At 45.8% G+C, this 23,253-nt stretch carries 25 protein-coding genes; 1 reads left to right on the forward strand and 24 read right to left on the reverse strand.

Annotated elements, in window-relative coordinates; all coding sequences use genetic code 11:
• Positions 1-2 precede the first annotated feature (2 nt).
• Positions 3-905: a DNA-binding transcriptional activator PunR gene (gene punR / locus ONE56_RS13570; protein ID WP_041153762.1), complete on the reverse strand. Its 903-nt coding sequence runs from the start codon at positions 903-905 to the stop codon at positions 3-5.
• A 155-nt stretch (positions 906-1,060) separates the two neighbouring features.
• Between punR and punC the strand changes: the two genes are divergently transcribed.
• The gene (gene punC / locus ONE56_RS13575) at positions 1,061-2,263 is read left to right on the forward strand and encodes a purine nucleoside transporter PunC (RefSeq protein ID WP_041153763.1); all 1,203 of its coding nucleotides are present in this window, start codon (positions 1,061-1,063) and stop codon (positions 2,261-2,263) included.
• An 81-nt stretch (positions 2,264-2,344) separates the two neighbouring features.
• On the opposite strand, the gene glmU is transcribed toward punC, so the two are convergent.
• The 23 genes from glmU to ONE56_RS13690 form a co-directional block, all read right to left on the reverse strand.
• Complete coding sequence (gene glmU / locus ONE56_RS13580; protein ID WP_331438659.1) at positions 2,345-3,706, reverse strand: bifunctional UDP-N-acetylglucosamine diphosphorylase/glucosamine-1-phosphate N-acetyltransferase GlmU; 1,362 nt, start codon at positions 3,704-3,706, stop codon at positions 2,345-2,347.
• A 149-nt stretch (positions 3,707-3,855) separates the two neighbouring features.
• A complete protein-coding gene (locus ONE56_RS13585; RefSeq protein WP_041153765.1) occupies positions 3,856-4,278 on the reverse strand; it encodes a F0F1 ATP synthase subunit epsilon in 423 nt (140 codons plus the stop codon).
• A gap of 18 nt (positions 4,279-4,296) precedes the next feature.
• Positions 4,297-5,700 carry a F0F1 ATP synthase subunit beta gene (gene atpD, locus ONE56_RS13590; protein ID WP_041153766.1) on the reverse strand — a complete coding sequence of 468 codons (1,404 nt, stop codon included), beginning with the start codon at positions 5,698-5,700 and terminating at the stop codon, positions 4,297-4,299.
• Between the two features lie 35 nt (positions 5,701-5,735).
• Complete coding sequence (gene atpG / locus ONE56_RS13595) at positions 5,736-6,602, reverse strand: F0F1 ATP synthase subunit gamma (RefSeq protein ID WP_041153767.1); 867 nt, start codon at positions 6,600-6,602, stop codon at positions 5,736-5,738.
• A 44-nt stretch (positions 6,603-6,646) separates the two neighbouring features.
• On the reverse strand, positions 6,647-8,188 hold the full coding sequence (gene atpA, locus ONE56_RS13600) for a F0F1 ATP synthase subunit alpha (protein ID WP_041153768.1): 1,542 nt from the start codon (positions 8,186-8,188) through the stop codon (positions 6,647-6,649).
• Positions 8,189-8,201: 13 nt separating this feature from the next.
• Positions 8,202-8,735, reverse strand: coding sequence for a F0F1 ATP synthase subunit delta (gene atpH, locus ONE56_RS13605; RefSeq protein ID WP_041153769.1), 534 nt, complete (start codon positions 8,733-8,735; stop codon positions 8,202-8,204).
• Positions 8,736-8,749: 14 nt separating this feature from the next.
• On the reverse strand, positions 8,750-9,220 hold the full coding sequence (gene atpF, locus ONE56_RS13610; RefSeq protein WP_041153770.1) for a F0F1 ATP synthase subunit B: 471 nt from the start codon (positions 9,218-9,220) through the stop codon (positions 8,750-8,752).
• A gap of 74 nt (positions 9,221-9,294) precedes the next feature.
• Positions 9,295-9,549, reverse strand: a complete 255-nt coding sequence (gene atpE, locus ONE56_RS13615; RefSeq protein ID WP_002540812.1) for a F0F1 ATP synthase subunit C — start codon at positions 9,547-9,549, stop codon at positions 9,295-9,297.
• Positions 9,550-9,604: 55 nt separating this feature from the next.
• The gene (gene atpB, locus ONE56_RS13620) at positions 9,605-10,417 is read right to left on the reverse strand and encodes a F0F1 ATP synthase subunit A (protein ID WP_041153771.1); all 813 of its coding nucleotides are present in this window, start codon (positions 10,415-10,417) and stop codon (positions 9,605-9,607) included.
• Between the two features lie 8 nt (positions 10,418-10,425).
• The gene (locus tag ONE56_RS13625; protein ID WP_331438661.1) at positions 10,426-10,815 is read right to left on the reverse strand and encodes a F0F1 ATP synthase subunit I; all 390 of its coding nucleotides are present in this window, start codon (positions 10,813-10,815) and stop codon (positions 10,426-10,428) included.
• 189 nt (positions 10,816-11,004) lie between these two features.
• Complete coding sequence (locus ONE56_RS13630) at positions 11,005-11,886, reverse strand: ParB/RepB/Spo0J family partition protein (protein ID WP_331438662.1); 882 nt, start codon at positions 11,884-11,886, stop codon at positions 11,005-11,007.
• A gap of 24 nt (positions 11,887-11,910) precedes the next feature.
• Positions 11,911-12,684, reverse strand: a complete 774-nt coding sequence (locus ONE56_RS13635) for a ParA family protein (protein WP_014233420.1) — start codon at positions 12,682-12,684, stop codon at positions 11,911-11,913.
• 14 nt (positions 12,685-12,698) lie between these two features.
• Positions 12,699-13,331, reverse strand: a complete 633-nt coding sequence (gene rsmG / locus ONE56_RS13640) for a 16S rRNA (guanine(527)-N(7))-methyltransferase RsmG (RefSeq protein ID WP_041153773.1) — start codon at positions 13,329-13,331, stop codon at positions 12,699-12,701.
• Entirely contained in the window at positions 13,331-15,226 is a 1,896-nt protein-coding gene (mnmG, locus tag ONE56_RS13645; RefSeq protein ID WP_331438663.1) for a tRNA uridine-5-carboxymethylaminomethyl(34) synthesis enzyme MnmG, read from the reverse strand. The genes rsmG and mnmG overlap by 1 nt, the downstream gene beginning before the upstream one ends.
• A gap of 476 nt (positions 15,227-15,702) precedes the next feature.
• A complete protein-coding gene (gene mioC / locus ONE56_RS13650) occupies positions 15,703-16,137 on the reverse strand; it encodes an FMN-binding protein MioC (protein WP_423840023.1) in 435 nt (144 codons plus the stop codon).
• 104 nt (positions 16,138-16,241) lie between these two features.
• The gene (gene mnmE / locus ONE56_RS13655) at positions 16,242-17,603 is read right to left on the reverse strand and encodes a tRNA uridine-5-carboxymethylaminomethyl(34) synthesis GTPase MnmE (protein ID WP_041153775.1); all 1,362 of its coding nucleotides are present in this window, start codon (positions 17,601-17,603) and stop codon (positions 16,242-16,244) included.
• Between the two features lie 133 nt (positions 17,604-17,736).
• On the reverse strand, positions 17,737-19,359 hold the full coding sequence (yidC, locus tag ONE56_RS13660) for a membrane protein insertase YidC (RefSeq protein WP_041153776.1): 1,623 nt from the start codon (positions 19,357-19,359) through the stop codon (positions 17,737-17,739).
• Positions 19,360-19,361: 2 nt separating this feature from the next.
• The gene (gene yidD, locus ONE56_RS13665) at positions 19,362-19,619 is read right to left on the reverse strand and encodes a membrane protein insertion efficiency factor YidD (RefSeq protein WP_084735478.1); all 258 of its coding nucleotides are present in this window, start codon (positions 19,617-19,619) and stop codon (positions 19,362-19,364) included.
• Positions 19,586-19,909, reverse strand: coding sequence for a ribonuclease P protein component (gene rnpA, locus ONE56_RS13670; RefSeq protein WP_245228324.1), 324 nt, complete (start codon positions 19,907-19,909; stop codon positions 19,586-19,588). Before rnpA ends, yidD begins: the two co-directional genes overlap by 34 nt.
• 46 nt (positions 19,910-19,955) lie before the next feature.
• Positions 19,956-20,090, reverse strand: a complete 135-nt coding sequence (gene rpmH, locus ONE56_RS13675) for a 50S ribosomal protein L34 (RefSeq protein ID WP_005378825.1) — start codon at positions 20,088-20,090, stop codon at positions 19,956-19,958.
• Positions 20,091-20,331: 241 nt separating this feature from the next.
• The gene (locus tag ONE56_RS13680) at positions 20,332-21,069 is read right to left on the reverse strand and encodes an amino acid ABC transporter ATP-binding protein (protein WP_331438665.1); all 738 of its coding nucleotides are present in this window, start codon (positions 21,067-21,069) and stop codon (positions 20,332-20,334) included.
• Positions 21,066-21,737, reverse strand: a complete 672-nt coding sequence (locus ONE56_RS13685; protein WP_041153779.1) for an amino acid ABC transporter permease — start codon at positions 21,735-21,737, stop codon at positions 21,066-21,068. The genes ONE56_RS13680 and ONE56_RS13685 overlap by 4 nt, the downstream gene beginning before the upstream one ends.
• Positions 21,738-21,852: 115 nt before the next feature.
• Positions 21,853-22,599, reverse strand: coding sequence for an amino acid ABC transporter substrate-binding protein (locus ONE56_RS13690; protein WP_331438666.1), 747 nt, complete (start codon positions 22,597-22,599; stop codon positions 21,853-21,855).
• Positions 22,600-23,253: the final 654 nt, after the last annotated feature.

Consider the following 23,253-nt stretch of genomic DNA (forward strand, 5'->3'; position numbering starts at 1 on the left):
CATCAATGTTGTAACCAATCTTGGTGTAATTGACTGGATGATCCTAAATAATCAACCATCCATTGGATCAACTTATGGTTGTCATCTTTACGCCATACTAAGCAACAGTGGCTGAGTGGCATCTCATCCGGTAATACTTTTTCTACCAGTACACCTTGGTTAATTAACGGCATCGCAATGTGGCGCGGCATATACCCTACACCCACCCCATTTTTCAGACATTCAATGGCACTGTACCAATTCGGTAATAGCAGCCGTCTCTGTTGCGGATAATGCCCCGTATGACGCTTAGGCAGCACATTAGACGTATCATCCAAGCAAATGGCTGGAAACTGGCTGACAAACGCTTCGGTTAAAACCTGTTGGCGCACACACGGGTGAGCAGGAGACATGACAAATGCCCAATCTAATTTACCCATCTCTTTTACTTCAAAATCTCCCCCAACTGGAATGGCCGACGTTGCGCCAACAACGATATCTGCTCGTCCTTGTGCGATAGCTTCCCAAGACCCATTGAACACTTCCATATTGATTTGCAGTTCAGCAAAATCAAACTCACGATAAAAGTCATCCACCAGCGGCTTAAGTTTGTCCAGTTTTACCACATTATCCAAGGTCAACTTAAGCGTACTTTGCCAACCATGCGCAGCGCGGCGGGTTTGCATCTTCACCTCTTCCATCTGTCGCAATAAAGAGCGAGCTTCGGCGATAAATAGCTCCCCAGCTGGGGTCAGCTCTACTTTTCTGGGTAACCGACGAAACAACACCACATTTAAATCTTTCTCTACCTGCCGAACCGCATAACTGATCGCAGAAGGGACCTTATGTAACACGTCCGCCGCTGCGGTAAAACTGCCTAACCGAGCAACGGTATCGAGCAGCTCTAAAGAAGATTTAGAGAACATCCACGCCTAACCTTTCAAAAATTTTGATTCATAACCAACAATTTTAGCGTTTTATTTTTAATAGATCGAAAAATACAATGAAAAGGTAAATAAATCAGGGTTGGCGCCAACTGATATTGATTAAAAAGTAATTAAAAAATTTGATTGGTAATAAAATGAAAATAGCAAAATTACAACTCGTTTATCTTGCAGTGCTATCCATGTTGGGCTTTATTGCCACGGATATGTACCTACCTGCATTTAAAGCCATGGAAGTCGACTTTGCGACCGGCCCGGAGCAGATAGCCCTGTCTTTGACTGTATTCTTAGGCGGAATGGCGTTTGGCCAACTGATGTGGGGACTGGCTTCAGACAAATTTGGCCACCGAAATACCTTGGCGACAGGCTTGGTGATATTTACCCTTGCTTCATTCGGTCTGGCTTTCTGCGACCAAGTATGGCAATTGCTAACCCTACGATTTATTCAAGCGATTGGTGTGTGTGCACCAGCCGTGATCTGGCAAGCCATGGTGATTAAGCGTTACTCAAGCAGCAGCCAACAAATTTTTGCTACCATCATGCCGCTGGTGGCGTTATCTCCAGCACTCGCCCCTCAGCTCGGTGTGATCCTAGCGGACAACTTGGGCTGGCACAGTATCTTTATTACTCTGAGCGCAGTTGGCGTACTACTTGTCGCGGCAACCATGATGCAGAAAAACGAAAGCGTAGAAACCAAGCAAACCAGTATTTCTACAGACATCAAAGCCTTGCTCAGCTCTAAAGCTTACCTTGGCAACGTATTTATGTTTGCTACCGCTTCCGCGGCGTTCTTTGCATATCTGACAGGCATGCCAGAAATCATGGCTCAACTCGGTTATGACGCCAAAGACATCGGACTCAGCTTCATTCCGCAGACTATCGCTTTTATGGCAGGTGGCTATTTGGGTAAAGTCGGTGTGCGTAAGTTTGGTGACGAAAAAATACTTCGTCAGTTAATCGGGCTTTTCAGCGTCGCTGCCGTTTTAGTGTTTATCGCTTCTCAATGGCAACTCACGTCGATATGGCCAATTTTGGCACCGTTTTGTTTAATTGCTGTGGCGAATGGCGCTCTCTACCCAATCGTTGTGAATCGCGCTTTAGCCAGTGCACAACAAAGCCCGGCAACGGCAGCTGGCCTGCAAAACAGCTTACAAATCTGTGTAAGTAGTTTATCGAGTGCATTGGTTGCTGCGTTAGCAAGTCAAGCGCAGATGGTGACAGGTATCGCGATAGTGTTGTGCATGGGTGGTTTATGGATTGGGTACATCGTCTCTAATCGTGAACTATCCAGCCATTTCATAACACCAGATAACGCGCGTGTCGTCAGCAATGAAGAGTAATAAAAACAAGTAACAAGAACGACAAAGCCGCTCGAATCAGCGGCTTTGATTTTTTATTCAGTAAAATACCGCGAAGCGGAATTACTTTTTCTTTTCTGGGCGTTGCCAGCCAGGTATTTTGCGCTCTTTCGCGCGAGTAATCACTAACTCACCTGCATCGACGTCTTTTGTCAACGTCGTACCGGCACCAATAGTCACACCATCAGCAATGGTCACAGGCGCCACCAGCTGGCTATCTGAACCGACGAAAACGTCGTTACCGATAATGGTCTTGAATTTATTCGCACCGTCGTAGTTGCAGGTAATTGTGCCGGCACCGATATTGGTGCGCTGGCCGATTTCCGCATCCCCCAAATAAGTTAAATGGTTGGCTTTCGAACCTTCACCAATACGGGCATTTTTTACTTCAACAAAGTTACCGACGTGTGAATCATTTCGCATTTCTGCGCCTGGACGCAGACGGCTAAATGGGCCAACGGTACAGGTTTCGCCCACCGTTGCACCTTCAATGACGCTGTACGGACGAATGACCGTATTGTCATCAATCTCACAGTCAGTCAGCACACAGCCAGCACCGATCACCACGTTATCGCCCAATGTCACTTTACCTTCGATGATGACATTAACATCGATTTCGCAGTCCATGCCGCATTGCAATTCACCACGCAAATCAAAACGAGCAGGATCACGCAGCATCACACCTTGTTCTAGTAACTTCTGCGCTTGCATGGATTGAAAAGCGCGCTCAAGTCGAGCTAACTGAGCGCGGTCATTGACCCCTTCCACTTCGATTGCATTGACCGGATGCACGGCTTCAACCGCACGACCTTCATCATGTGCTGCGGCAATAACGTCGGTTAAGTAGTATTCGCCTTGCGCATTTTGATTGTTCAGACCCGCAAGCCAGCGCTTCAAGTCGCCGCCTGTTGCCACCATCACACCGGTATTGATCTCTTTAATCAGTTTTTGCTCTTCAGTCGCATCTTTCTGTTCGACGATAGCAACCACAGGGCCGTTCTTACGCACAATGCGTCCATAGCCTGTCGGGTTGTCTAGAACCACCGTGAGCAGCGCAATTCCACCTGTCGGTTGGGCATCAAGCAAGCTCTCAATAGTTTCTTCAGAGATAAGCGGAACATCACCGTATAGAATAAGTACTTTTTCATCATCTTCGAACTGCGCTGAAGCCTGATCTACCGCGTGTCCCGTGCCAAGTTGCTCAGACTGAAGTACCCAGTTGACCGGCTCTTCAGCAAGCGTCTGCTTCATTTGATCACCAGCGTGACCGTAAACTAAATGAATGTTTTGCGCACCGAGCCCAGAACATGTATCAATGACATGTTTTGCCATCGGCTTACCTGCCAACGTATGAAGCACTTTTGGCATGTTCGAGTACATACGGGTTCCTTTACCCGCAGCAAGGATTACTGCACTGAATTTCATTAATAACCTATTTGATGTTCCGTATTAGTTGGCGGTTATTTTAGACAGCTTGGAAGGATTAGTTAATGGTGAGAAGTAAATTTCCAATAAAAATTAAGCAAAAAGGCGACCATATGGTCGCCTTTTTCATGCAACGTTGCTAATTGAGCTTAGCGACGCTTCTTGGTCAGTTCGATAACTCGTAACTGAGCCATGGCTTTAGCCAGTTCACTGGCCGCTTGTGCGAAGTCCATATCGCCATGCTGATTCTGGATGTTCTCTTCAGCACGACGCTTGGCTTCTTCTGCCTTAGCTGCGTCTAGATCTTCACCACGAATCGCAGTATCAGCCAGTACTGTAGCAGTACCAGGCTGAACTTCGACCATACCACCCGAGACATAAATGAACTCTTCGTGGCCGTGCTGTTTCACAATACGCACCATACCAGGCTTAATAGCGGACAGAAGCGGAGTATGGCCGTGGAAAATACCAAGCTCACCTTCGCTACCGGTCACCTGAAACGTTTCAACACGACCTGAGAAAATACGTTTCTCAGCGCTGACCACGTCTAGGTGAAAGGTTATTGGTGCCATATCGCCTCCTAGTTAGCCTTATAGCTTCTTAGCATTCTCAATAGCATCATCAATGCTACCGCAGTACATAAATGCCTGCTCTGGAATGTCATCGTATTCACCAGCGAGTAGACCTTTGAAACCACGTAGAGTTTCTTTAAGAGGTACGTAGATACCTGGGTCTCCTGTAAATACTTCTGCTACGTGGTAAGGCTGAGTTAGGAAACGCTCAATCTTACGTGCACGAGATACAACTTGCTTATCTTCTTCAGATAGCTCGTCCATACCTAGAATCGCAATGATGTCTTTCAGCTCTTTGTAGCGCTGAAGTGTCTGCTGAACGCCACGAGCAACGTCGTAGTGATCTTGACCAACCACAAGTGGATCAAGCATACGAGACGTTGAATCTAGTGGGTCAATCGCAGGGTATAGACCCATTGCCGCGATGTTACGGTTAAGTACAACCGTTGCATCTAAGTGCGCGAACGTGGTTGCTGGAGACGGGTCAGTCAAGTCATCCGCAGGTACGTAAACCGCCTGTACAGACGTGATAGAACCTGATTTTGTTGACGTGATTCGCTCCTGAAGTACACCCATCTCTTCTGCAAGAGTTGGCTGGTAACCTACCGCAGAAGGCATACGACCTAGCAGTGCTGATACCTCAGTACCGGCCAATGTGTAACGGTAGATGTTATCAATGAACAGTAGTACGTCACGACCTTCGTCACGGAACTTCTCTGCCATTGTAAGACCAGTCAGTGCAACACGTAGACGGTTACCTGGTGGCTCGTTCATCTGACCGTAAACCATCGCTACTTTTGATTCTTCAGGCTTCTCAACGTTTACAACGCCCGCTTCCTGCATCTCGTAGTAGAAATCGTTACCTTCACGAGTACGCTCACCAACACCAGCAAATACTGATAGACCAGAGTGTTGTAGTGCGATGTTGTTGATAAGTTCCATCATGTTAACGGTCTTACCTACACCTGCACCACCGAATAGACCGATTTTACCACCCTTAGCGAATGGACAAATTAGGTCGATTACTTTAACACCCGTTTCTAGGAGTGCAATTTCGTTTGATTGGTCTTCGTAGCTTGGTGCGCTACGGTGGATAGAGTAAACCTCTTCCGCACCGACTTCACCACGCTCATCAATCGCGTCACCTAGGACGTTCATGATACGACCTAGTGTTTTAGTACCTACTGGTACTGAAATTGGAGCGCCAGTGTTAACCACTTCTACTCCACGACGTAAACCATCAGAGCTACCCATAACGATACAACGAACTACGCCACCGCCTAGCTGTTGTTGAACTTCAAGAACAAGACGCTCTTTTGAGTCCGTTACGTTTAGAGCGTCATATACACTAGGTACATCGCTCTGTGGGAACTCTACGTCGACTACCGCACCGATGATCTGTACGATCTTACCTGTAGCCATCGTTAATCCTCTAAACTATTTCGTTTTACCTAAGCTTAAACCGCAGCTGCACCACCAACGATTTCAGATAGCTCTTGTGTAATCGCCGCCTGACGGGCTTTGTTGTACACAAGTTCCAAATCGTCAATCAAGTTAGTCGCGTTATCCGTTGCAGCTTTCATCGCAATCATTCGAGCCGCTTGCTCACAAGCAAGGTTCTCAACCACACCTTGGTATACCTGAGACTCTACGTAACGCACCAAAAGTGTGTCCAATAGAGGCTTTGGTTCAGGCTCATAGATGTAATCCCATGAATGCTCACGCTGCACCTCTTCGCTATCCGATTTAGGCAAAGGTAGCAATTGATCGATCGTTGGTTGCTGAACCATCGTATTCACAAATTTATTGAATACTACGTATAGACGGTCCAGTTCACCTTCATCGTATTTTTTCAGCATTACGCCAACAGAACCGATAAGGTCTTCTAGCGTTGGGCTATCGCCCAGACCAGAGACCTGTGCCGCAACTTTTGCGCCACCATGTTTGAAGAAGGCAGTTGCTTTTGAGCCAATGACAGCAAGCTCAATTTCAGCGCCTTTTTCTTTCCATGACTGAATGTCTGTGACGGCTTTCTTAAACACGTTAATGTTCAAGCCACCACACAGACCACGGTCTGTTGAAACGATGATGTAACCAACACGTTTAGCTTCACGCTCTTCTAGGTACGGATGACGGTACTCTAGATTTGCATTAGCCACATGACCGATCACTTTACGCATTGTTTCAGCGTATGGACGAGAAGCTTCCATTGCGTCTTGAGAACGACGCATTTTTGAAGCTGCTACCATTTCCATCGCTTTCGTAATTTTCTGCGTGCTTTTAACACTACCGATTTTATTACGTATCTCTTTTGCGCCGGCCATCGTTACTCTCCGTTAGTTGGTGGCAGAAACTGCCACCGACCTAATTACCAAGTTTGAGTTGCTTTGAAGTCGTCGGTCAGTTTCTTAAACTGAGCTTCGATTTCATCGTTGTAAGCACCAGACTTGTCGATCTCAGCTGCTAGTTCAGCGTATTGACCGCGAGCGTACGATAGTAGAGCCGCCTCAAAATCGAGAACTTTGTTCAGTTCTACATCATCAAGGTAACCACGCTCTGCTGCGAAGATAGTTAGTGCTTGGTCAAATACAGACATAGGAGCGTACTGCTTCTGCTTCATCAGTTCTGTAACTTTTTGACCATGGTCTAGCTGCTTCTTCGTTGCTTCATCAAGATCAGAAGAGAACTGAGCAAATGCTGCAAGCTCACGGTATGCAGCAAGTGCTGTACGGATACCGCCTGATAGTTTCTTGATGATTTTCGTCTGAGCTGAACCACCTACACGAGATACTGAGATACCTGGGTCAACCGCTGGACGAACACCGGCGTTAAATAGCTCAGTTTGTAGGAAGATCTGACCATCGGTAATCGAGATTACGTTAGTCGGTACGAATGCTGAAACGTCACCTGCTTGAGTTTCAATGATAGGTAGAGCAGTCAAAGAACCCGTCTTACCTTTCACTTCACCGTTAGTGAAACGTTCTACGTAATCTTCGTTTACACGAGCAGCACGCTCTAGTAGACGAGAGTGTAAGTAGAATACATCACCCGGGAATGCCTCACGGCCTGGTGGACGTTTAAGTAGTAGAGAGATCTGACGGTAAGCTACTGCTTGCTTAGATAGGTCATCGTAAACAATCAGTGCGTCTTCACCGCGATCGCGGAAGTATTCACCCATCGCACAACCTGCGTAAGGCGCCAAGTATTGCAGCGCTGCAGATTCAGAAGCAGATGCTACTACCACGATAGTGTTTTGTAGTGCGCCGTGCTCTTCTAGTTTGCGAACTACGTTGGCAATAGTCGATGCTTTCTGACCGATTGCTACGTAGATTGAGAAAATACCAGAGTCTTTCTGGTTGATGATCGAGTCGATCGCCAGAGCGGTTTTACCGATCTGACGGTCACCGATGATAAGCTCACGCTGACCACGACCGATAGGGATCATTGAGTCAACTGACTTATAACCAGTTTGTACAGGTTGATCTACCGATTTACGGTCGATTACGCCTGGTGCGATCATTTCTACAGGTGAAGTCAGCTTCGCTTCAATAGGACCTTTACCATCAATAGGCTCACCCAGCGTGTTGACTACGCGGCCTAGTAGTTCTGGACCAACTGGCACTTCAAGAATGCGGCCAGTACCTGTAACTTTCATGCCTTCCCTAAGGTCAGCATATGGGCCCATTACAACCGCACCAACCGAGTCACGCTCAAGGTTAAGTGCTAGTGCATAACGGCCACCCGGTAATTCAATCATTTCACCTTGCATCACGTCCGCTAGGCCGTGGATGCGGATGATACCATCGCTTACCGATACGATAGTACCCTCGTTGCGAGCTTCACTAACAACATCGAAAGATTCGATACGTTGTTTGATCAGATCGCTAATTTCCGTGGAATTAAGTTGCATGCTCCAATCCCCATTAAGACTGCAATGCATCGCTCAGGCGGTTCAAACGACCACGCGCTGAGTCATCGATGACTAGGTCTCCGGCTCGAATAATAACCCCACCAAGTAGGGTCTCATCTACGCTGCAATTCAGCTTCACTTTGCGTTCAAGACGCGCTTCAAGTTTGCTGCCAATATTTGCTAGCTGTTTATCAGAAAGCTCGGTTGCTGAAATTACTTCAACGTCGATTTCTTTCTCATGCTCTTTCTTCAGAATGAAGAATTGCTCACAAATATCAGGAAGGGCCGTTAAACGACCATTCTCAGCCATAACTTTAAGCAAGTTTTGACCGTGCGAATCAACTTGGTCACCGCAAACTGCAACAAATATTTCTGCCATTTTATCAGCAGAAAATGAACTGGTTAGTAGCTCATCCATTTGTTCGTTTTTAGCGACTTCAGCAGCAAAAGATAACATTTGGCCCCATTGGTCCAATTGGTCTTTCTCTACTGCAAAGTCAAATGCTGCTTTAGCATAGGGGCGTGCGATAGTAGTCAAATCAGACATATGCGCCCCCAGACTTAAAGTTTTGCAGTTATGTTGTCGAGAATATCTTTTTGCGCTTCTTTATCGATAGAACGCTCAAGGATTTTCTCAGCACCAGCTACAGCCAGAGTAGCAACTTGTTTGCGCAGATCATCACGCGCGCGATTACGCTCAGCTTCAATTTCTGACTCTGCGTGTGCTAGGATTTTCTGGCGTTCTGCCTGAGCTTCCTCGCGTGCTTCGTCTAGAATTTGAGACTTGCGCTTATTCGCTTGATCGATGATCTCAGTTGCTGTGCGCTTCGCTTCTTTCAACTGATCAGAAGCGTTGGCTTGTGCCAGATTCAAGTCTTTTGCAGCACGTTCAGCTGCTTGAAGACCATCAGCAATTTTCTTCTGACGCTCTTCGATCGCTTGCATCAACGGCGGCCATACATATTTCATGCAGAACCACACAAAGAGTGCGAACGAGATTGCTTGACCTAGCAGAGTTGCGTTAATGTTCACAACAGCTACCCCTCTATTTGGACTAAGTGTTAATCAATGATAAGCCGCAATGGCTCATCTATAGTTAAAAGTGATTAACCTAGTTGACCAACGAATGGGTTTGCGAAAGTGAATAGTAGCGCGATTACGATACCGATCATTGGAACCGCATCAAGTAGACCAGCGATGATGAACATCTTAACTTGTAGCATAGGAGCCATTTCTGGTTGACGAGCTGCACCTTCCAGGAATTTACCACCTAGCAGTGCGAAACCAATCGCTGTACCAAGAGAAGCAAGACCGACGATAATGCCTACGGCGATTGCAGAAAAGCTCAGTAAAGTTTCCATTACTATCTCCAATTTATAGTTGTTGGCTTAGTGCCCAAATAAAAAGCTTAAAAAATTAATGATCAGGATCTTCGTGTGCCATTGACAGATATACAATTGTCAACATCATGAATACGAAGGCTTGAATCGTAATAACCAAGATATGGAAGATTGCCCACGGTAGTGAACCCATCCATTGTAAGTACCATGGTAGCATTGCCGCACAAAGAATGAATACAACCTCACCCGCGAACATGTTACCGAATAAACGCATACCAAGAGAAAGAGGTTTCGCCAGTAGCGATACCACTTCGATCAGTAGGTTAAACGGAATCATCAGTGGGTGATTGAATGGATGTAGTGCAAGTTCTTTTGCGAATCCACCTAGACCTTTCACTTTGATGCTGTAATAAATCATCAATGCAAAAACGCCTAGAGCCATAGCCATGGTGATATTCACATCAGCAGAAGGTACAACCTTAAGGTAAGGAATACCAAGCCAATGCTCTGCTGGGTATGGTAAGAAGTCGATCGGGACTAAGTCCATCACGTTCATCAAAAATACCCAACAAAAGATAGTCAGTGCTAAAGGCGCGATCAGTGGGTTGCGTCCATGGAACGTGTCTTTGACGTTATCCGCGACAAATTCAACGATCATTTCTACAGCACACTGAAGCTTACCTGGTACACCCGCTGTTGTTCTCTTCGCTACTTTGTAAAAAATTCCGAGGAAAATTAAACCAGTAAACCAAGAAAAAAACAGGCTATCGATATGTACGTTCCAGAAACTTGTCTCCTCCGCTACCAAGCCTAACTTGTAAAGAGATAGGTTAGTAAGGTGGTGGGCAATGTAACCGGACGATGTTAGCGCTTCACCTGGCGCAGCCATAACTCATCCTATTTTTTGTTGTTAATGAATAGCACTGGTGCACAGATATTAATACCTAGTACCAGCAAATAGGTTAGTTTGAGGGGAACAAGTTCCACCTGCATATACATGTAGGCAACATAGAACAGTGCAACCGTGATGAGAATTTTCAGTACTTCACCCGCATAGAAGGACACAGCGATGCGCTTGGCAGCGCGAGCCCCACTAAACATAAAAGCACATAACGCGAATACTGCATTGGCAATAACAAATATGCCACCGCCAATCAACGCTGAAAGTCCCCACTCAGGATTTATGGCTACCGCCATCCCTGCTGCCACAAAAATAACCGCGCCAGACTGGATCATTAACAATTGCCTTGCGAGCTCTCGTCCTGGTCTAGCTAACGCAGCTACCATGTATTCGTACCTCTAATAATATCCACTTCGCACTATACTCACTGTGCAGGGAAATTGGCGAAAATTATACGTTCAGTCCATCTTAATGCAATTCAATTGCATCAAAAAGTTACATATTTGTTTACAAAACGACAACTTTCGCACAAAATTCTATTAATTTGATTAATTGACCTAAATCAATTATCTCACCTAGGCCTCAAGCTTGGCAATTAGTTGGTCCAATTTGTGAGGCTCATCAAGACTTATCGTTAATTTCGCTTTTCCATTTGCAGATCGGCTTAAGGAAACTTGCGCATCAAGCAATTGACTCAATTTATGCGACATTTGCTCAGCTTCGATATCTTGTTGTTGCGTTTTTTGCTCATTTTGTGGAGCTAAGCACTTTTTTACTAACTGTTCGGTTTGGCGAACTGTCATTTGTTTCTTCGCGACATGCATCGCAATGTCAACTTGCTGCTCACCTTCTAAGGCTAATAGAGCACGCGCATGTCCCATTTCTAACTTCTTATCAGCAACCAAAGCTTTGACTTCATGGCCTAGCTGATTCAAGCGCAGTAAGTTACTTACTGTCGTTCTCGACTTACCAATCACCTCAGCCACTTGCTGATGCGTGAGAGAAAATTCATCTTGCAAACGCTCTAATGCTTGCGCTTCTTCAATCACGTTGAGGTCTTCACGCTGGATGTTCTCAATCAGAGCCATAGCAATTGCAGCGCGATCTTCGACTTTTTTCACCAGACATGGAACACGTTTGAGTCCAGCCTGTTTTGCCGCTCGCCAGCGTCGCTCGCCGGCAATAATCTCATACTGACCGCTTTCCACCCGACGAACCACAATCGGCTGAATGATACCTTGTGACTGAATTGACGCAGCCAGCTCTTCTAAGGCTTCTGGTGCCATGTCTTTACGTGGTTGATAGACACCCGGCTGCAATTGATTAATTGCGAGTTCACTTAACTCACCGTCAGCTGATAAGGCTTGGCTTTGCGATGCAATATGCTGTTTCTCACGAGCAAATGAACTGGTCGACAACAACGCATCCAGTCCTTTTCCTAGACCACGATTAGACATGGAGATGAATTCCTTCGGTTAGAGTTAAACTGGGATTTCTTCACGGCGCAGCATCTCGCCCGCTAGAGCAAGATAAGCTTTGGCACCAGCAGAGTACTTGTCGTAGTACATGGCTGGCTTACCATGACTTGGCGCTTCAGCCAAACGAACATTACGCGGGATGACCGTGCGGTACACTTTAGTACCGAAATGCTTTTTCAGTTGATCGGAAACTTCATTCGATAAGCGATTGCGCGGATCGTACATGGTTCGTAACAAACCTTCAATTTTGAGGTTTTCATTCACTACCGCGGCCAACTTACTGATAGTATCCATAAGAGCAGTTAAACCTTCTAACGCAAAGTATTCACATTGCATCGGCACCAATACAGAATCTGCAGCTGCCATTGCGTTGATTGTAAGAAGGTTTAGAGAAGGAGGACAATCAATAAAGATGAAATCATAGTTATCACGAACTGAGGAGAGGGCATTTTTCAACCGCACCTCACGTGCAAACACTTCCATTAACTTAATTTCAGCGGCCGTCACATCGCCATTCGCTGCAATTAAATCGTACTTTCCAGTGGTTTCAGAACACACAACCTGTTCGAAGGGGGTATCTTCAACAAGAAGATCGTATGCCGTGGCATCCACCATGTACTTATCTACACCACTGGCCATCGTAGCATTCCCTTGAGGGTCAAGATCGATAACCAAAACTTTGCGCTTTGTTGCCGCCATCGAAGCCGCTAAGTTAATGCACGTTGTTGTTTTGCCGACCCCACCTTTCTGGTTGGCGATTGCTACAATTTTACCCACGACTACCTCGCTAATTATCCCTTGCGCGATAAGATTACTAGATGACGATCACCTTCCAACTCTGGAACCGTTAAAGATATGATCTCGGTCACACTACACCACTCAGGAAGCCGATCTAATTCATCTTTAGGATGTTGTCCTTTCAATGCAAGAAACAAACCGTTGTCCTGTTTTGGCAAATGGTGACACCACTCCACCATATCCGTTATCGATGCAAAAGCACGGCTCAGAACACCATCAAACTTTTCTTCCGGTTGAAACTCTTCCACTCGACTCTGTATTGGTGTGACATTATTTAAACCTAAAGTATGTACAACTTGCTTAATAAAACGGATACGTTTACCCAAACTATCAAGCAAATAAAACGTTTTTTCAGGATTCATAATCGCAAGCGGAATACCAGGTAACCCTGGCCCGGTACCTACGTCAATAAAACGCTCTCCCGATAAGTGAGTACTAACCACTACGCTATCAAGAATATGCTTAACAAGCATATCAAGTGGATCACGAACCGAGGTAAGATTGTAAGCTTTATTCCACTTGTTTAATAGTTCAACATAACCGACCAATTGGTCACGTTGTTTTTCTGATACTTCTAAATCCGTCTGAGCAAGCAGAGCATCCAGTTTGGTACGTAGAGCACTCATTACACTTCCTCACCTTTCTTCAACAAACCATGTTTCTTAAGGTGTACCAGTAGAATCGAAATTGCTGCCGGTGTAATACCTGAAATGCGAGAAGCAATGCCCACGCTTTCCGGCTTGGCTTCACTTAACTTTGCGACCACTTCATTTGATAAGCCTTTCACGTCTTTGTAATCTAAATCCACCGGGAGCTTGGTGTGCTCATGGCGCAAGGATTTTTCGATTTCATCTTGCTGTCGCTTAATGTAACCATCGTATTTGACTTGAATTTCCACTTGCTCGGCTGCTTGTCGATCTTCCATCGCGGGTGCAAAAGCATCTAACTGAGTCAATTGTTCGTAGGTAATCTCTGGTCGACGAAGAAGATCTTCACCACTTGCTTCGCGTGCCATTGGCGTTTTTAACAATTGGTTCAGCGCTTCAATGCCCTCTGATTTTGGATTCATCCACGTCGATTTAAGGCGCTGACGCTCCGTTTGCATGTTGTCGACTTTTTCGTTGAAACGTGCCCAGCGGACGTCATCCACCAAACCAAGTTCACGCGCTTTTTCGGTCAATCGTAAATCGGCATTGTCTTCACGCAGCAGCAAACGGTATTCCGCACGAGAGGTGAACATACGATACGGCTCTTGGGTTCCCATCGTAGACAAATCATCAATCAATACGCCCATGTACGCCTGATCGCGACGTGGACTCCAGCCTTCTTTATCTTGACTATAGAGACTCGCGTTTAAGCCCGCCATCAAACCTTGCGCAGCGGCTTCTTCGTAACCGGTTGTGCCGTTGATTTGACCAGCAAAGAATAAGCCGTTGATAAACTTAGTTTCGTAGGTTTGCTTGAGATCACGTGGATCAAAGAAATCGTACTCGATTGCGTAACCAGGACGAACAATATGCGCGTTCTCAAAGCCTTTCATCGAGCGAACGATCTGGACCTGAACATCAAACGGTAAGCTTGTGGAGATGCCATTCGGGTATAACTCATGTGTGGTGAGCCCCTCTGGTTCGATGAAAATCTGGTGGCTATTTTTGTCGGCAAAACGCATGACTTTGTCTTCGATCGAAGGACAGTAGCGTGGGCCAATACCTTCAATTACCCCTGCGTACATCGGACTACGATCAAGGTTGTTACGAATAACGTCGTGTGTTTTCTCGTTAGTATGAGTAATGAAACATGGGATTTGGCGCGGATGTTGCTCTCGGTTACCCAAGAATGAAAAGACTGGGGTTGGGTCATCGCCATGCTGAGTTTCAAGCTGGGAAAAATCAACCGAACGCGCGTCAACACGTGGCGGCGTACCTGTTTTTAAACGATCCACACGGAAAGGTAACTCGCGAAGTCGATCCGCTAGCGCGATCGAAGGTGGATCACCTGCTCGGCCTCCCGAAGCACTTTCCATACCAATGTGGATCTTGCCACCCAAGAACGTGCCTACGGTTAACACTACCGCTTTCGCGTGGAATTTGAGGCCCATCTGAGTAACAACACCGATAACACGATCTTGTTCTACGATAAGATCATCGACCGATTGTTGGAACAAGGTTAGATTTGGAGCATTTTCTAATGCGTTACGAACGTAAGCTTTGTACAAGGCGCGATCGGCTTGAGCACGCGTTGCTCGTACCGCAGGACCTTTTGATGCGTTAAGCGTTCGAAACTGAATACCTGCATGGTCAATGGCTTGTGCCATTAAGCCACCCATCGCATCCACTTCTTTGACTAGGTGTCCTTTACCGATACCACCAATTGCTGGATTACAAGACATTTGGCCTAATGTATCGATGTTATGAGTCAGGAGAAGAGTCTTTTGTCCTGTACGTGCAGATGCGAGTGCGGCTTCCGTTCCTGCGTGACCGCCACCAACAACAATGACGTCAAAATTTTCGTGATAAAGCATGAACCGACCTCAGGTATTTAAAGGATTTATTGGACAGATAAAGGAGCCACATTTTACCTGCTTTATGCCAGAGAGAAAATCGTTTTCTCGCTTTCTGTGTTTAAGGCTTCAAGTTATATATATATAAGATCTATATATATGATCTTTTATTAGATCTATTATTAGGATCCTCCTTTTCTGTGGATAAGCTTAAAATGATCAACAAGATCATGGATCTCGTGTGGATCATATCTTGTGATCATAATTGGATCTACACGAGGATTTCCTGGGATCAAAATGGGTGGTTATACACAAGGGGGGAAAACGATCAAAGTTGTTATTGGGATAACTAAAGGAAAATCACTGGATCTTAGCCTACTTATCCACAGTCTGTTTGGTTGTTTTTTGAGCGGTTAAACGAGGGGAATTGAAAAAAGTTATTCACAGTAAGGAAAAACAGAGCCGTATAAACGACTCTGTTGTTGTCATTTGGCGGGCTAAAAACGATCGATATGCTCTTTTAACCATGCTTCTGCTGCATCTTCGGGTACTGCGTGGCTAAGGACATCAATCTTCAGACACTCAGTAATTGGCGTGCCACCAATATCTTCCAACAGGTCATATGCGTGTTGACCAGCTGCGCAAAAGGTATCGTAGCTGGAATCCCCAATCGCGATAACGGCGAACCTCACATCGGCCATTTTAGGGGGGGTATTTTGCAATGCGGCAATAAAAGGCTGAATGTTATCTGGATAATCACCGGCTCCGTGCGTTGATGTGATCAGTAACCAAGTGCCTTTATTATCGATCGACGCGAGATCCGGTTGGTTGTGGATCGTGGTTTCAAAGCCATTCTCATTGAGTAGATCACTGAGGTGATCACCAACATATTCGGCGCCTCCTAGAGTACTGCCTGTGATAATGTGGATCATGTGCCTTCCTTTTAACGCTTATAGCTGTGCTTGTGTATTGCTTCAGGTACTGGGAATATAAAAAGAAACGCGGTATTAAGCCGAGCTTAACACCGAGTGTTTTATTATTTGCCGATACAAAATGAAGAGAAAATGCGTCCGAGTAAGTCATCGGAACTGAACTCTCCGGTAATCTCGTTCAAATGTTGCTGGGTGATGCGTAACTCTTCCGCGAGTATTTCCCCTGCCATATACCCTTCGAGTTGCTCTTGGCCGATTTGTAGGTGTTGTGCGGCGCGCTCAAGTGCATCAAGGTGACGACGACGAGCCATAAAGCCGCCTTCGCTATTACCTGAGAAGCCCATACACTCTTTTAAGTGCTCACGCAGTGCATCCACACCCGCGCCGGTTTTAGCCGATAGACGAATCAGTGTAGGGTTATTGACGTGACAGATCCCCATTTCTTCCTGGGTTTGATCGGCTTTGTTGCGGATCACGGTCATGCCAATATTGCCTGGGAGTCGGTCAACAAAATCTGGCCAGATATCTTTAGGGTCGGTGGCATCGGTTGTGGTGCCATCAACCATGAATAGCACGCGATCTGCTTGGGCTATCTCATCCCATGCCCGTTCAATACCAATTTTTTCCACTTCATCAGATGCATCACGTAAACCGGCTGTATCGATGATGTGCAACGGCATCCCATCGATATGAATGTGTTCGCGCAGAACATCACGAGTGGTACCAGCGATGTCGGTGACAATCGCGGACTCTTTGCCTGACAGCGCGTTTAACAGGCTAGATTTTCCTGCATTTGGGCGTCCCGCGATCACGACCTTCATTCCTTCGCGCATAATTGCACCTTGGTTCGCCTCACGGCGCACGGCATCAAGGTTATCGATTATCGACTGGAGATCTCCCGATACTTTTCCATCAGCAAGAAAGTCGATTTCTTCCTCTGGAAAATCAATCGCGGCTTCAACATAAATACGCAGATGAATCAGAGATTCTACTAGCGTTTGAATTCGTTGAGAAAACTGACCTTGCAGTGACTGTAGGGCTGATTTTGCTGCCTCTTCTGAGCTAGCATCAATCAGATCCGCGATCGCCTCTGCTTGAGTTAGGTCCATCTTGTCGTTAAGGAACGCACGTTCAGAAAACTCACCTGGGCGTGCGGCACGCACGCCTTCAATGCCCAGGATACGTTTTATCAGCATATCCATAACCACTGGGCCACCATGGCCTTGGAGTTCGAGTACGTCTTCACCTGTAAATGAATGTGGGTTAGGGAAGTACAGTGCAATGCCCTGATCGAGTGTCACCCCGTCTTCAGACTTGAATGGCAGGTACTCTGCGTAGCGAGGTTTTAGTGTTTGACCTGTCACGGCTTGTGCAACTTGATTGGCTTTGGGGCCTGAAACACGAATAATACCGACACCGCCACGGCCAGGTGCCGTTGCTTGGGCGACAATCGTATCTGTAGTCATAATAGTGCCTTTTTAGCTGGGCTTTAGGGTAGGGTGACCCTAGGGAGCCAGAACCATTTGTTAGCTGAATTGTAATCAGCCAAAAACAAAAAGGCGACCTTTTGGCCGCCTTTCTTAATCATTTTTAGCAGGGTTACTTACTGTGTAAGCCTTTTTTCTCCAGCCCTTTGTAGATCAATGTTTGCTGGATTAGCGTCACGATATTCGATACCAACCAGTACAGAACAAGACCTGATGGGAAGAACAAGAAGAAGAAAGTAAACATAACCGGCATAAAGGTCATGATCTTCTGCTGCATAGGATCCGTTACCGTTGTTGGGCTCATCTTCTGAATCATGAACATTGACGCGCCCATCAAGATTGGCAGGATGTAGTATGGGTCCTGCGCTGAAAGGTCATGGATCCAACCGAAGAATGGTGAGTGACGTAGCTCAACCGATTCCATAAGTGCCCAGTACAGTGAAATGAAGATAGGCATCTGTAGAACAAGAGGTAGACAGCCACCCAGTGGGTTTACTTTCTCTTTCTTGTACAGCTCCATCATTTCTTGGCTCATACGTTGGCGGTCATCGCCAATACGCTCACGCATCGCTTGTAGCTTAGGCTGTAGCATGCGCATTTTCGCCATCGAGGTGTATTGAGCTTTCGTTAGTGGGTACATCGCGCCACGAACTACAAAGGTCAATAGCATGATAGCGACACCCCAGTTACTGACAAAACCGTGAATCACTGACAGCAACCAGTGAAGAGGTTTAGCAATGAACCACAACCAGCCGTAGTCAACAACAAGGTCTAGGTTTGGTGCAACTGCCGCCATTTCATCTTGCAGTTTTGGACCAACCCAAAGGGTTGCTGCGAACTTCGCTTGGTCACCAGTAGCAATGGTTTTGTTCGGCATACGGATACCGATATCGCCCATGTTACCAATTACACGCGTATAAAGATTGGTTCCTGATTCATTACGTGGAACCCAAGCTGCGGCAAAGTAGTGTTGGATCATTGCAGCCCAGCCTTGGCCGTCAGCTAAATTGATAGACAGATTGCGGTTCTGCATATCATCAAAACTGTATTTCTTGTAGCGTGTATCTGCAGAAGAGTATGCGCCACCACGGTAGGTTGGCATAGTAATGCTGCCACCATCGTCCATCAGATTTTGGCGCAGGTGCGCGTACATACCAAAGGTCGCATTATTACCTGAGTTGTTCACCACATCGTATTCAACGTTAAGGGCATAGCTGCCACGTTTGAAGATGTAAGTTTTGGTGTACTCAAGACCGTTGGCACTGAACGTCATCGGAACGCGCAGTTCATCTTGACCTTCAGCCAGTGTAAAGCTGTCTGCACTGACATTGTAGTGTGGACGATTGGTGCTGCTAAGATCGATACCTTGAGGGCCAACTAGACCACTTTGTGCAATGAACTGGTGACCTTGCGTATCTTTTAAAAGTACAAATGGGTCAGATGAGTTGAGTTCAGCTGCGTATTGGTTTAGGTCTGCGTGTACCACATCGCCACCAACGGTGTCGATCGACAGAGTTAAAACATCAGTCGTTACTGTGATAGTTTTTGTTGAAGCTTGCTGTTGGCCTGAAGCTGGATCGAGCTCATCAGCAAAAGATGGTGCAGGCAGCGTACTGCTTGTTTGAGCCTGTTCAACTGCTTGAGGTGCTGGGTTCTTTGCTGCTTGCCATTGTTGAAAAAGCAAGAAAGAAACCAGGGCCAGAGCAATGAGCAGGATATTACGTTGAGAATCCATCGTTAGTTATCTCTGTCTTGTTTTTGGACTGGTGGAACGGGGTCATAGCCGCCTTCATTCAAAGGATGGCATTTTAATAGACGTTTGCCTGATAACCAACATCCTTTTACAAAACCGTGAGCTTTCAAAGCTTCTAGTGCGTAAGTGGAGCAGGTTGGCGTAAACCGGCAACGAGGACCAATCAAAGGGCTGATAAACCAGCGATACAGATAAACGAGCCCAATGGCTATCCACGTGAAGGGCGAGACAGGCGTTGCCATAATTTGTCAAACAGCTTAAAAAGTTCTTCATTGCTCAAATCTTGCGCGCTTTTTTTCGCGATCACAACAAAATCTTTATTTGGCAGTTGATGTTGCTGATTGCGAAAACTTTCACGAGCCAGGCGTTTAAATCGATTGCGACCAACAGCAGTTTTGATTTGCTTTTTAGGGACAGCAAGACCTAATCGTGGATGAGAAAGTGTGTTTTTGCGGGCGATGATGGTGAAATGAGGCGAGCCAGCTCGATGAGCTTGCTGGAAGACGTTTTGATAATGCTCGGGAGTTAACAAACGTAACTCCCGATTAAACGCGTACGTGTTCAAAATAAACTAGTGATTATTTTGATAGGCGTGCACGGCCTTTTGCACGACGTGCGTTGATAACTTTACGACCGTTCTTAGTTGCCATGCGAGCACGGAAGCCGTGAGTACGCTTGCGCTTTAGAACTGTAGGTTGAAAAGTGCGTTTCATGATAATTACCTTTACTGATCAGTAGTTTTAGGTTCTTGTTAAACCCGGCGTGGGTACTTGCTTTCTTTTATAAAGAAGCTCTTTATATAGAGAAGAGCAACCGACGCCTCTCAACAAAGAGGCGGAATTGTAATCACACTCACATAATGTGTCAATGACTCATGAGTACGAAATTCCGGCCGGGCGATTATACGTAGTGTGAGTAAAATCTCAAGGATCAATCGATCCTGATCGTCGATCGTTACTCTATTCCCACTTGGTTAAGGAATTTTTTCAAACGAGGATCTTGTGGATTATCGAAGATATCCTGTGGAGAACCCTGTTCAACAATATGACCTTCAGCCATAAAGATCACTCTGTCAGCGACCTCTTTAGCGAACTGCATCTCATGCGTGACCACCAGCATGGTTTGATGCTGATTGGCTAACTTCTTCATGAGAGACAAAACTTCTCCAACCCACTCGGGATCCAGTGCTGATGTGGGTTCATCGAACAGCAGCAGTTCTGGTTGCAAGACCATTGCACGACCAATACCAACTCGTTGTTGTTGACCACCAGAGAGGGCTGCTGGGTAACTGTCGCCTTTTTCACCGAGGCCAATATCATCCAAGATTTGCTGAGCACGTTGCAATGCTTCGTTTTTCTTCCAGCCACGCACAGTGACAAGACCTTCGGCGATATTCTGGCGAGCGGTTAGATGAGCAAAAAGGGCATAGTTCTGAAAGACAAACCCCGTCCGACGACGCAATGCCAACACTTCAGCTTTAGTATGTTTTTGCACATCAACAGAAATATCATCAATAGTAATTCGACCTTGATCCGCCTGTTCTAAAAAGTTCACGGTACGCAATAACGTTGATTTACCGGTGCCGCTTGAGCCAATGATGACGATGATTTCACCTTGCTGGATGTCTAGATCAATGCCTTTCAGTACTTCCGTATCACCAAAGCGTTTGTGGATATTTTCTAATTTGATCATCGTACATACGCCTTATTCAGTTTCGCTTCTGCCCAGTTTTGTACTCGAGTTAGAATAACCACGACGCCCCAATAGATGAGGGCCACCGCGAGGAAAGCTTCAAAGAAACGGAAACTGGATGACGCTTCCATTTGTGCTTTGGCCATGATCTCTGCAACACCAAGGGTGAAGGCGAGGGACGTGGATTTAATCATATCGATGAAGTAATTCATCAGAGATGGCAAAGCTACGCGAGTCGCTTGCGGTAAGATGATTCGGCGCATCGCTTGTGACGTGGTCATGCCTACAGATAAGCTGGCTTCCATCTGACTGCGATCGATGCCGATGATCGCGGCACGAATGCTTTCCGCCATATACGCCGCAAAGTGCAGAGTTAAACCGATGACGGCGGCTGAAAATGCATCTATGCCCACCATCAATGGGAAGATTTGCGGTAAGCCGTAATAAAGCAGGAATAGTTGTACCAACAAAGGCGTACCGCGAAAGAAGCTAATATAGAGTTGGCTTAGCTGATCAAGCACAGGCACTTTAAAGACGCGGATATTCGCTAATATGACGGATAAAATCAGCGAAAATACCAATCCCCATGTGGCCATTTCCATGGTGGTGCCGAGATATTTGAGTAATATCGGCAGGAGTTCCAGCATGTAATTAAAGTCAAATCCCATACGTCTTACCTAAAGGCTAGAGAAAAGAAAAGGTGGAAACCAACGTTCCACCTTCGCAAGAGTTTATTAGTGGTCGAGAGTGATACCATTCTCGTTGCCCAAATTCAAAGTATTTTTACTTCGTAATATCGGCACCAAACCATTTCACAGAAATTTTCTCAACAGTGCCATCTGCACGCATCTCAGCCAGAGCTTTGTTAACTTCTGCCTGTAGTTTACGTCCTTTTTCGTTGTCGACGAAAGGCCATGCGTTCTCAATGGTTTCGAACGGTTGGCCAGCCAGTTGTAATGGTAGACCGGTTTTTTTGATCAGTTCTAGAGCAGAAAGACGGTCCATGACGAACGCATCTGCACGACCGAGTGCCACATCATGCTCAATACCCGTGTCGTATGTTTTGATATTGATTTTGCCATCGGTATCGTATTTACGTAGCAACTGCTCGAAGTTTGAACCTAGGTTCACCGCTACCGTTTTGCCATCAAGGTCTTTGATGCCGTTAATGCTATCGTTGCCTTTACGTACTGTGATTTGCGCTCCGTCTATCACATACGGGTCCGCAAATAAGTATTTGGCTTTACGTTCATCGGTGATAGTAATTTGGTTGGAGATGGTATCGATACGGCCTGTTTCTAACAGACCAAATAAACCAGAAAAGTTAGCCGTCACATATTCAATTTTGTAGTCATTGCGTTTACCGATTTCATCCCACATGTCGACTTCGAAGCCTTGCAGCTTATCTTGTTTTACAAACGTGAATGGGAAGTAACGACCAGACATGCCGACTTTTACTTCAGTTGCCGCTTGAACCGTCGCAGCAGACAGTGCGATAGCAGCCACAGCCACTTTTATCCAGTTTTTCATAATGTATCTCCATTGTTTTATGGTTATATATTCTACTGTTAATTCTCTCAATTATTTAAATAACCAAGAGAACTAACCTAGATCGCAGAGGAATAACTCATGATAAATTTAACCCCTAGTGAATTCTGCGTTATTTGAATGATTCATAGGGGATGTTGTTCCGCTGAGTTGCTTATCTTGATATACCGCTCCAGCTCCAGCTCCAGACTGGCCTGCGGTGATATGGTTCTAAGACAGTATGCTCGGGAGTATTTGAGTATGTCTGTTTCTCAATCATAGCTAATCCTAATTTTTTGTAACAAAAATGGCTTTGTTGGATAGCAAGATCATTATTGAAACAGCGCCTATTTGAAGAACGATGAATAAGTTGAGGGCAACGGTTGACAAGTATGTGGATAGATCCTTGAGTAGGGATCAAAAATACATTCATGCACAGAGTTATCACCAATCATGGGATCTTAACTATTTTGCTTAATTGTGGATCATTGTGTGGGCAAATGTGGGGCAAGGTGTGTTGAACTCAGCAAGTTTTACAAATTAATTGTGAATAACTTGGATCTTATTCACTGGATCGTCGATCAATCGCTGGCGATCTTGGTTATCAACAGGTAAAATTGCCAGTCTTTTCCGATAATTCAACTACTCAGTGGGGGC

Origin of the sequence: Vibrio mytili (assembly GCF_049563345.1) — a bacterium.
GTDB lineage: Bacteria > Pseudomonadota > Gammaproteobacteria > Enterobacterales > Vibrionaceae > Vibrio > Vibrio mytili.

Excerpts from the sequence above, each read along its gene's own strand:
- yidD (WP_084735478.1), bottom strand. The coding sequence starts at position 19,619 with ATGGCAACGCCTGTCTCGCCCTTCACGTGGATAGCCATTGGGCTCGTT.
- rpmH (WP_005378825.1), bottom strand. The coding sequence starts at position 20,090 with ATGAAACGCACTTTTCAACCTACAGTTCTAAAGCGCAAGCGTACTCAC.
- ONE56_RS13685 (WP_041153779.1), bottom strand. The coding sequence starts at position 21,737 with ATGGGATTTGACTTTAATTACATGCTGGAACTCCTGCCGATATTACTC.
- atpD (WP_041153766.1), bottom strand. The coding sequence starts at position 5,700 with ATGGCTACAGGTAAGATCGTACAGATCATCGGTGCGGTAGTCGACGTA.
- atpA (WP_041153768.1), bottom strand. The coding sequence starts at position 8,188 with ATGCAACTTAATTCCACGGAAATTAGCGATCTGATCAAACAACGTATC.
- ONE56_RS13585 (WP_041153765.1), bottom strand. The coding sequence starts at position 4,278 with ATGGCACCAATAACCTTTCACCTAGACGTGGTCAGCGCTGAGAAACGT.
- punR (WP_041153762.1), bottom strand. The coding sequence starts at position 905 with ATGTTCTCTAAATCTTCTTTAGAGCTGCTCGATACCGTTGCTCGGTTA.
- ONE56_RS13680 (WP_331438665.1), bottom strand. The coding sequence starts at position 21,069 with ATGATCAAATTAGAAAATATCCACAAACGCTTTGGTGATACGGAAGTA.
- mnmG (WP_331438663.1), bottom strand. The coding sequence starts at position 15,226 with ATGCTTTATCACGAAAATTTTGACGTCATTGTTGTTGGTGGCGGTCAC.
- yidC (WP_041153776.1), bottom strand. The coding sequence starts at position 19,359 with ATGGATTCTCAACGTAATATCCTGCTCATTGCTCTGGCCCTGGTTTCT.
- ONE56_RS13630 (WP_331438662.1), bottom strand. The coding sequence starts at position 11,886 with ATGTCTAATCGTGGTCTAGGAAAAGGACTGGATGCGTTGTTGTCGACC.
- glmU (WP_331438659.1), bottom strand. The coding sequence starts at position 3,706 with ATGAAATTCAGTGCAGTAATCCTTGCTGCGGGTAAAGGAACCCGTATG.
- mioC (WP_423840023.1), bottom strand. The coding sequence starts at position 16,137 with ATGATCCACATTATCACAGGCAGTACTCTAGGAGGCGCCGAATATGTT.
- atpG (WP_041153767.1), bottom strand. The coding sequence starts at position 6,602 with ATGGCCGGCGCAAAAGAGATACGTAATAAAATCGGTAGTGTTAAAAGC.
- mnmE (WP_041153775.1), bottom strand. The coding sequence starts at position 17,603 with ATGACTACAGATACGATTGTCGCCCAAGCAACGGCACCTGGCCGTGGC.
- atpE (WP_002540812.1), bottom strand. The coding sequence starts at position 9,549 with ATGGAAACTTTACTGAGCTTTTCTGCAATCGCCGTAGGCATTATCGTC.
- ONE56_RS13625 (WP_331438661.1), bottom strand. The coding sequence starts at position 10,815 with ATGGTAGCTGCGTTAGCTAGACCAGGACGAGAGCTCGCAAGGCAATTG.
- atpH (WP_041153769.1), bottom strand. The coding sequence starts at position 8,735 with ATGTCTGATTTGACTACTATCGCACGCCCCTATGCTAAAGCAGCATTT.
- rsmG (WP_041153773.1), bottom strand. The coding sequence starts at position 13,331 with ATGAGTGCTCTACGTACCAAACTGGATGCTCTGCTTGCTCAGACGGAT.
- atpB (WP_041153771.1), bottom strand. The coding sequence starts at position 10,417 with ATGGCTGCGCCAGGTGAAGCGCTAACATCGTCCGGTTACATTGCCCAC.
- punC (WP_041153763.1), top strand. The coding sequence starts at position 1,061 with ATGAAAATAGCAAAATTACAACTCGTTTATCTTGCAGTGCTATCCATG.
- ONE56_RS13690 (WP_331438666.1), bottom strand. The coding sequence starts at position 22,599 with ATGAAAAACTGGATAAAAGTGGCTGTGGCTGCTATCGCACTGTCTGCT.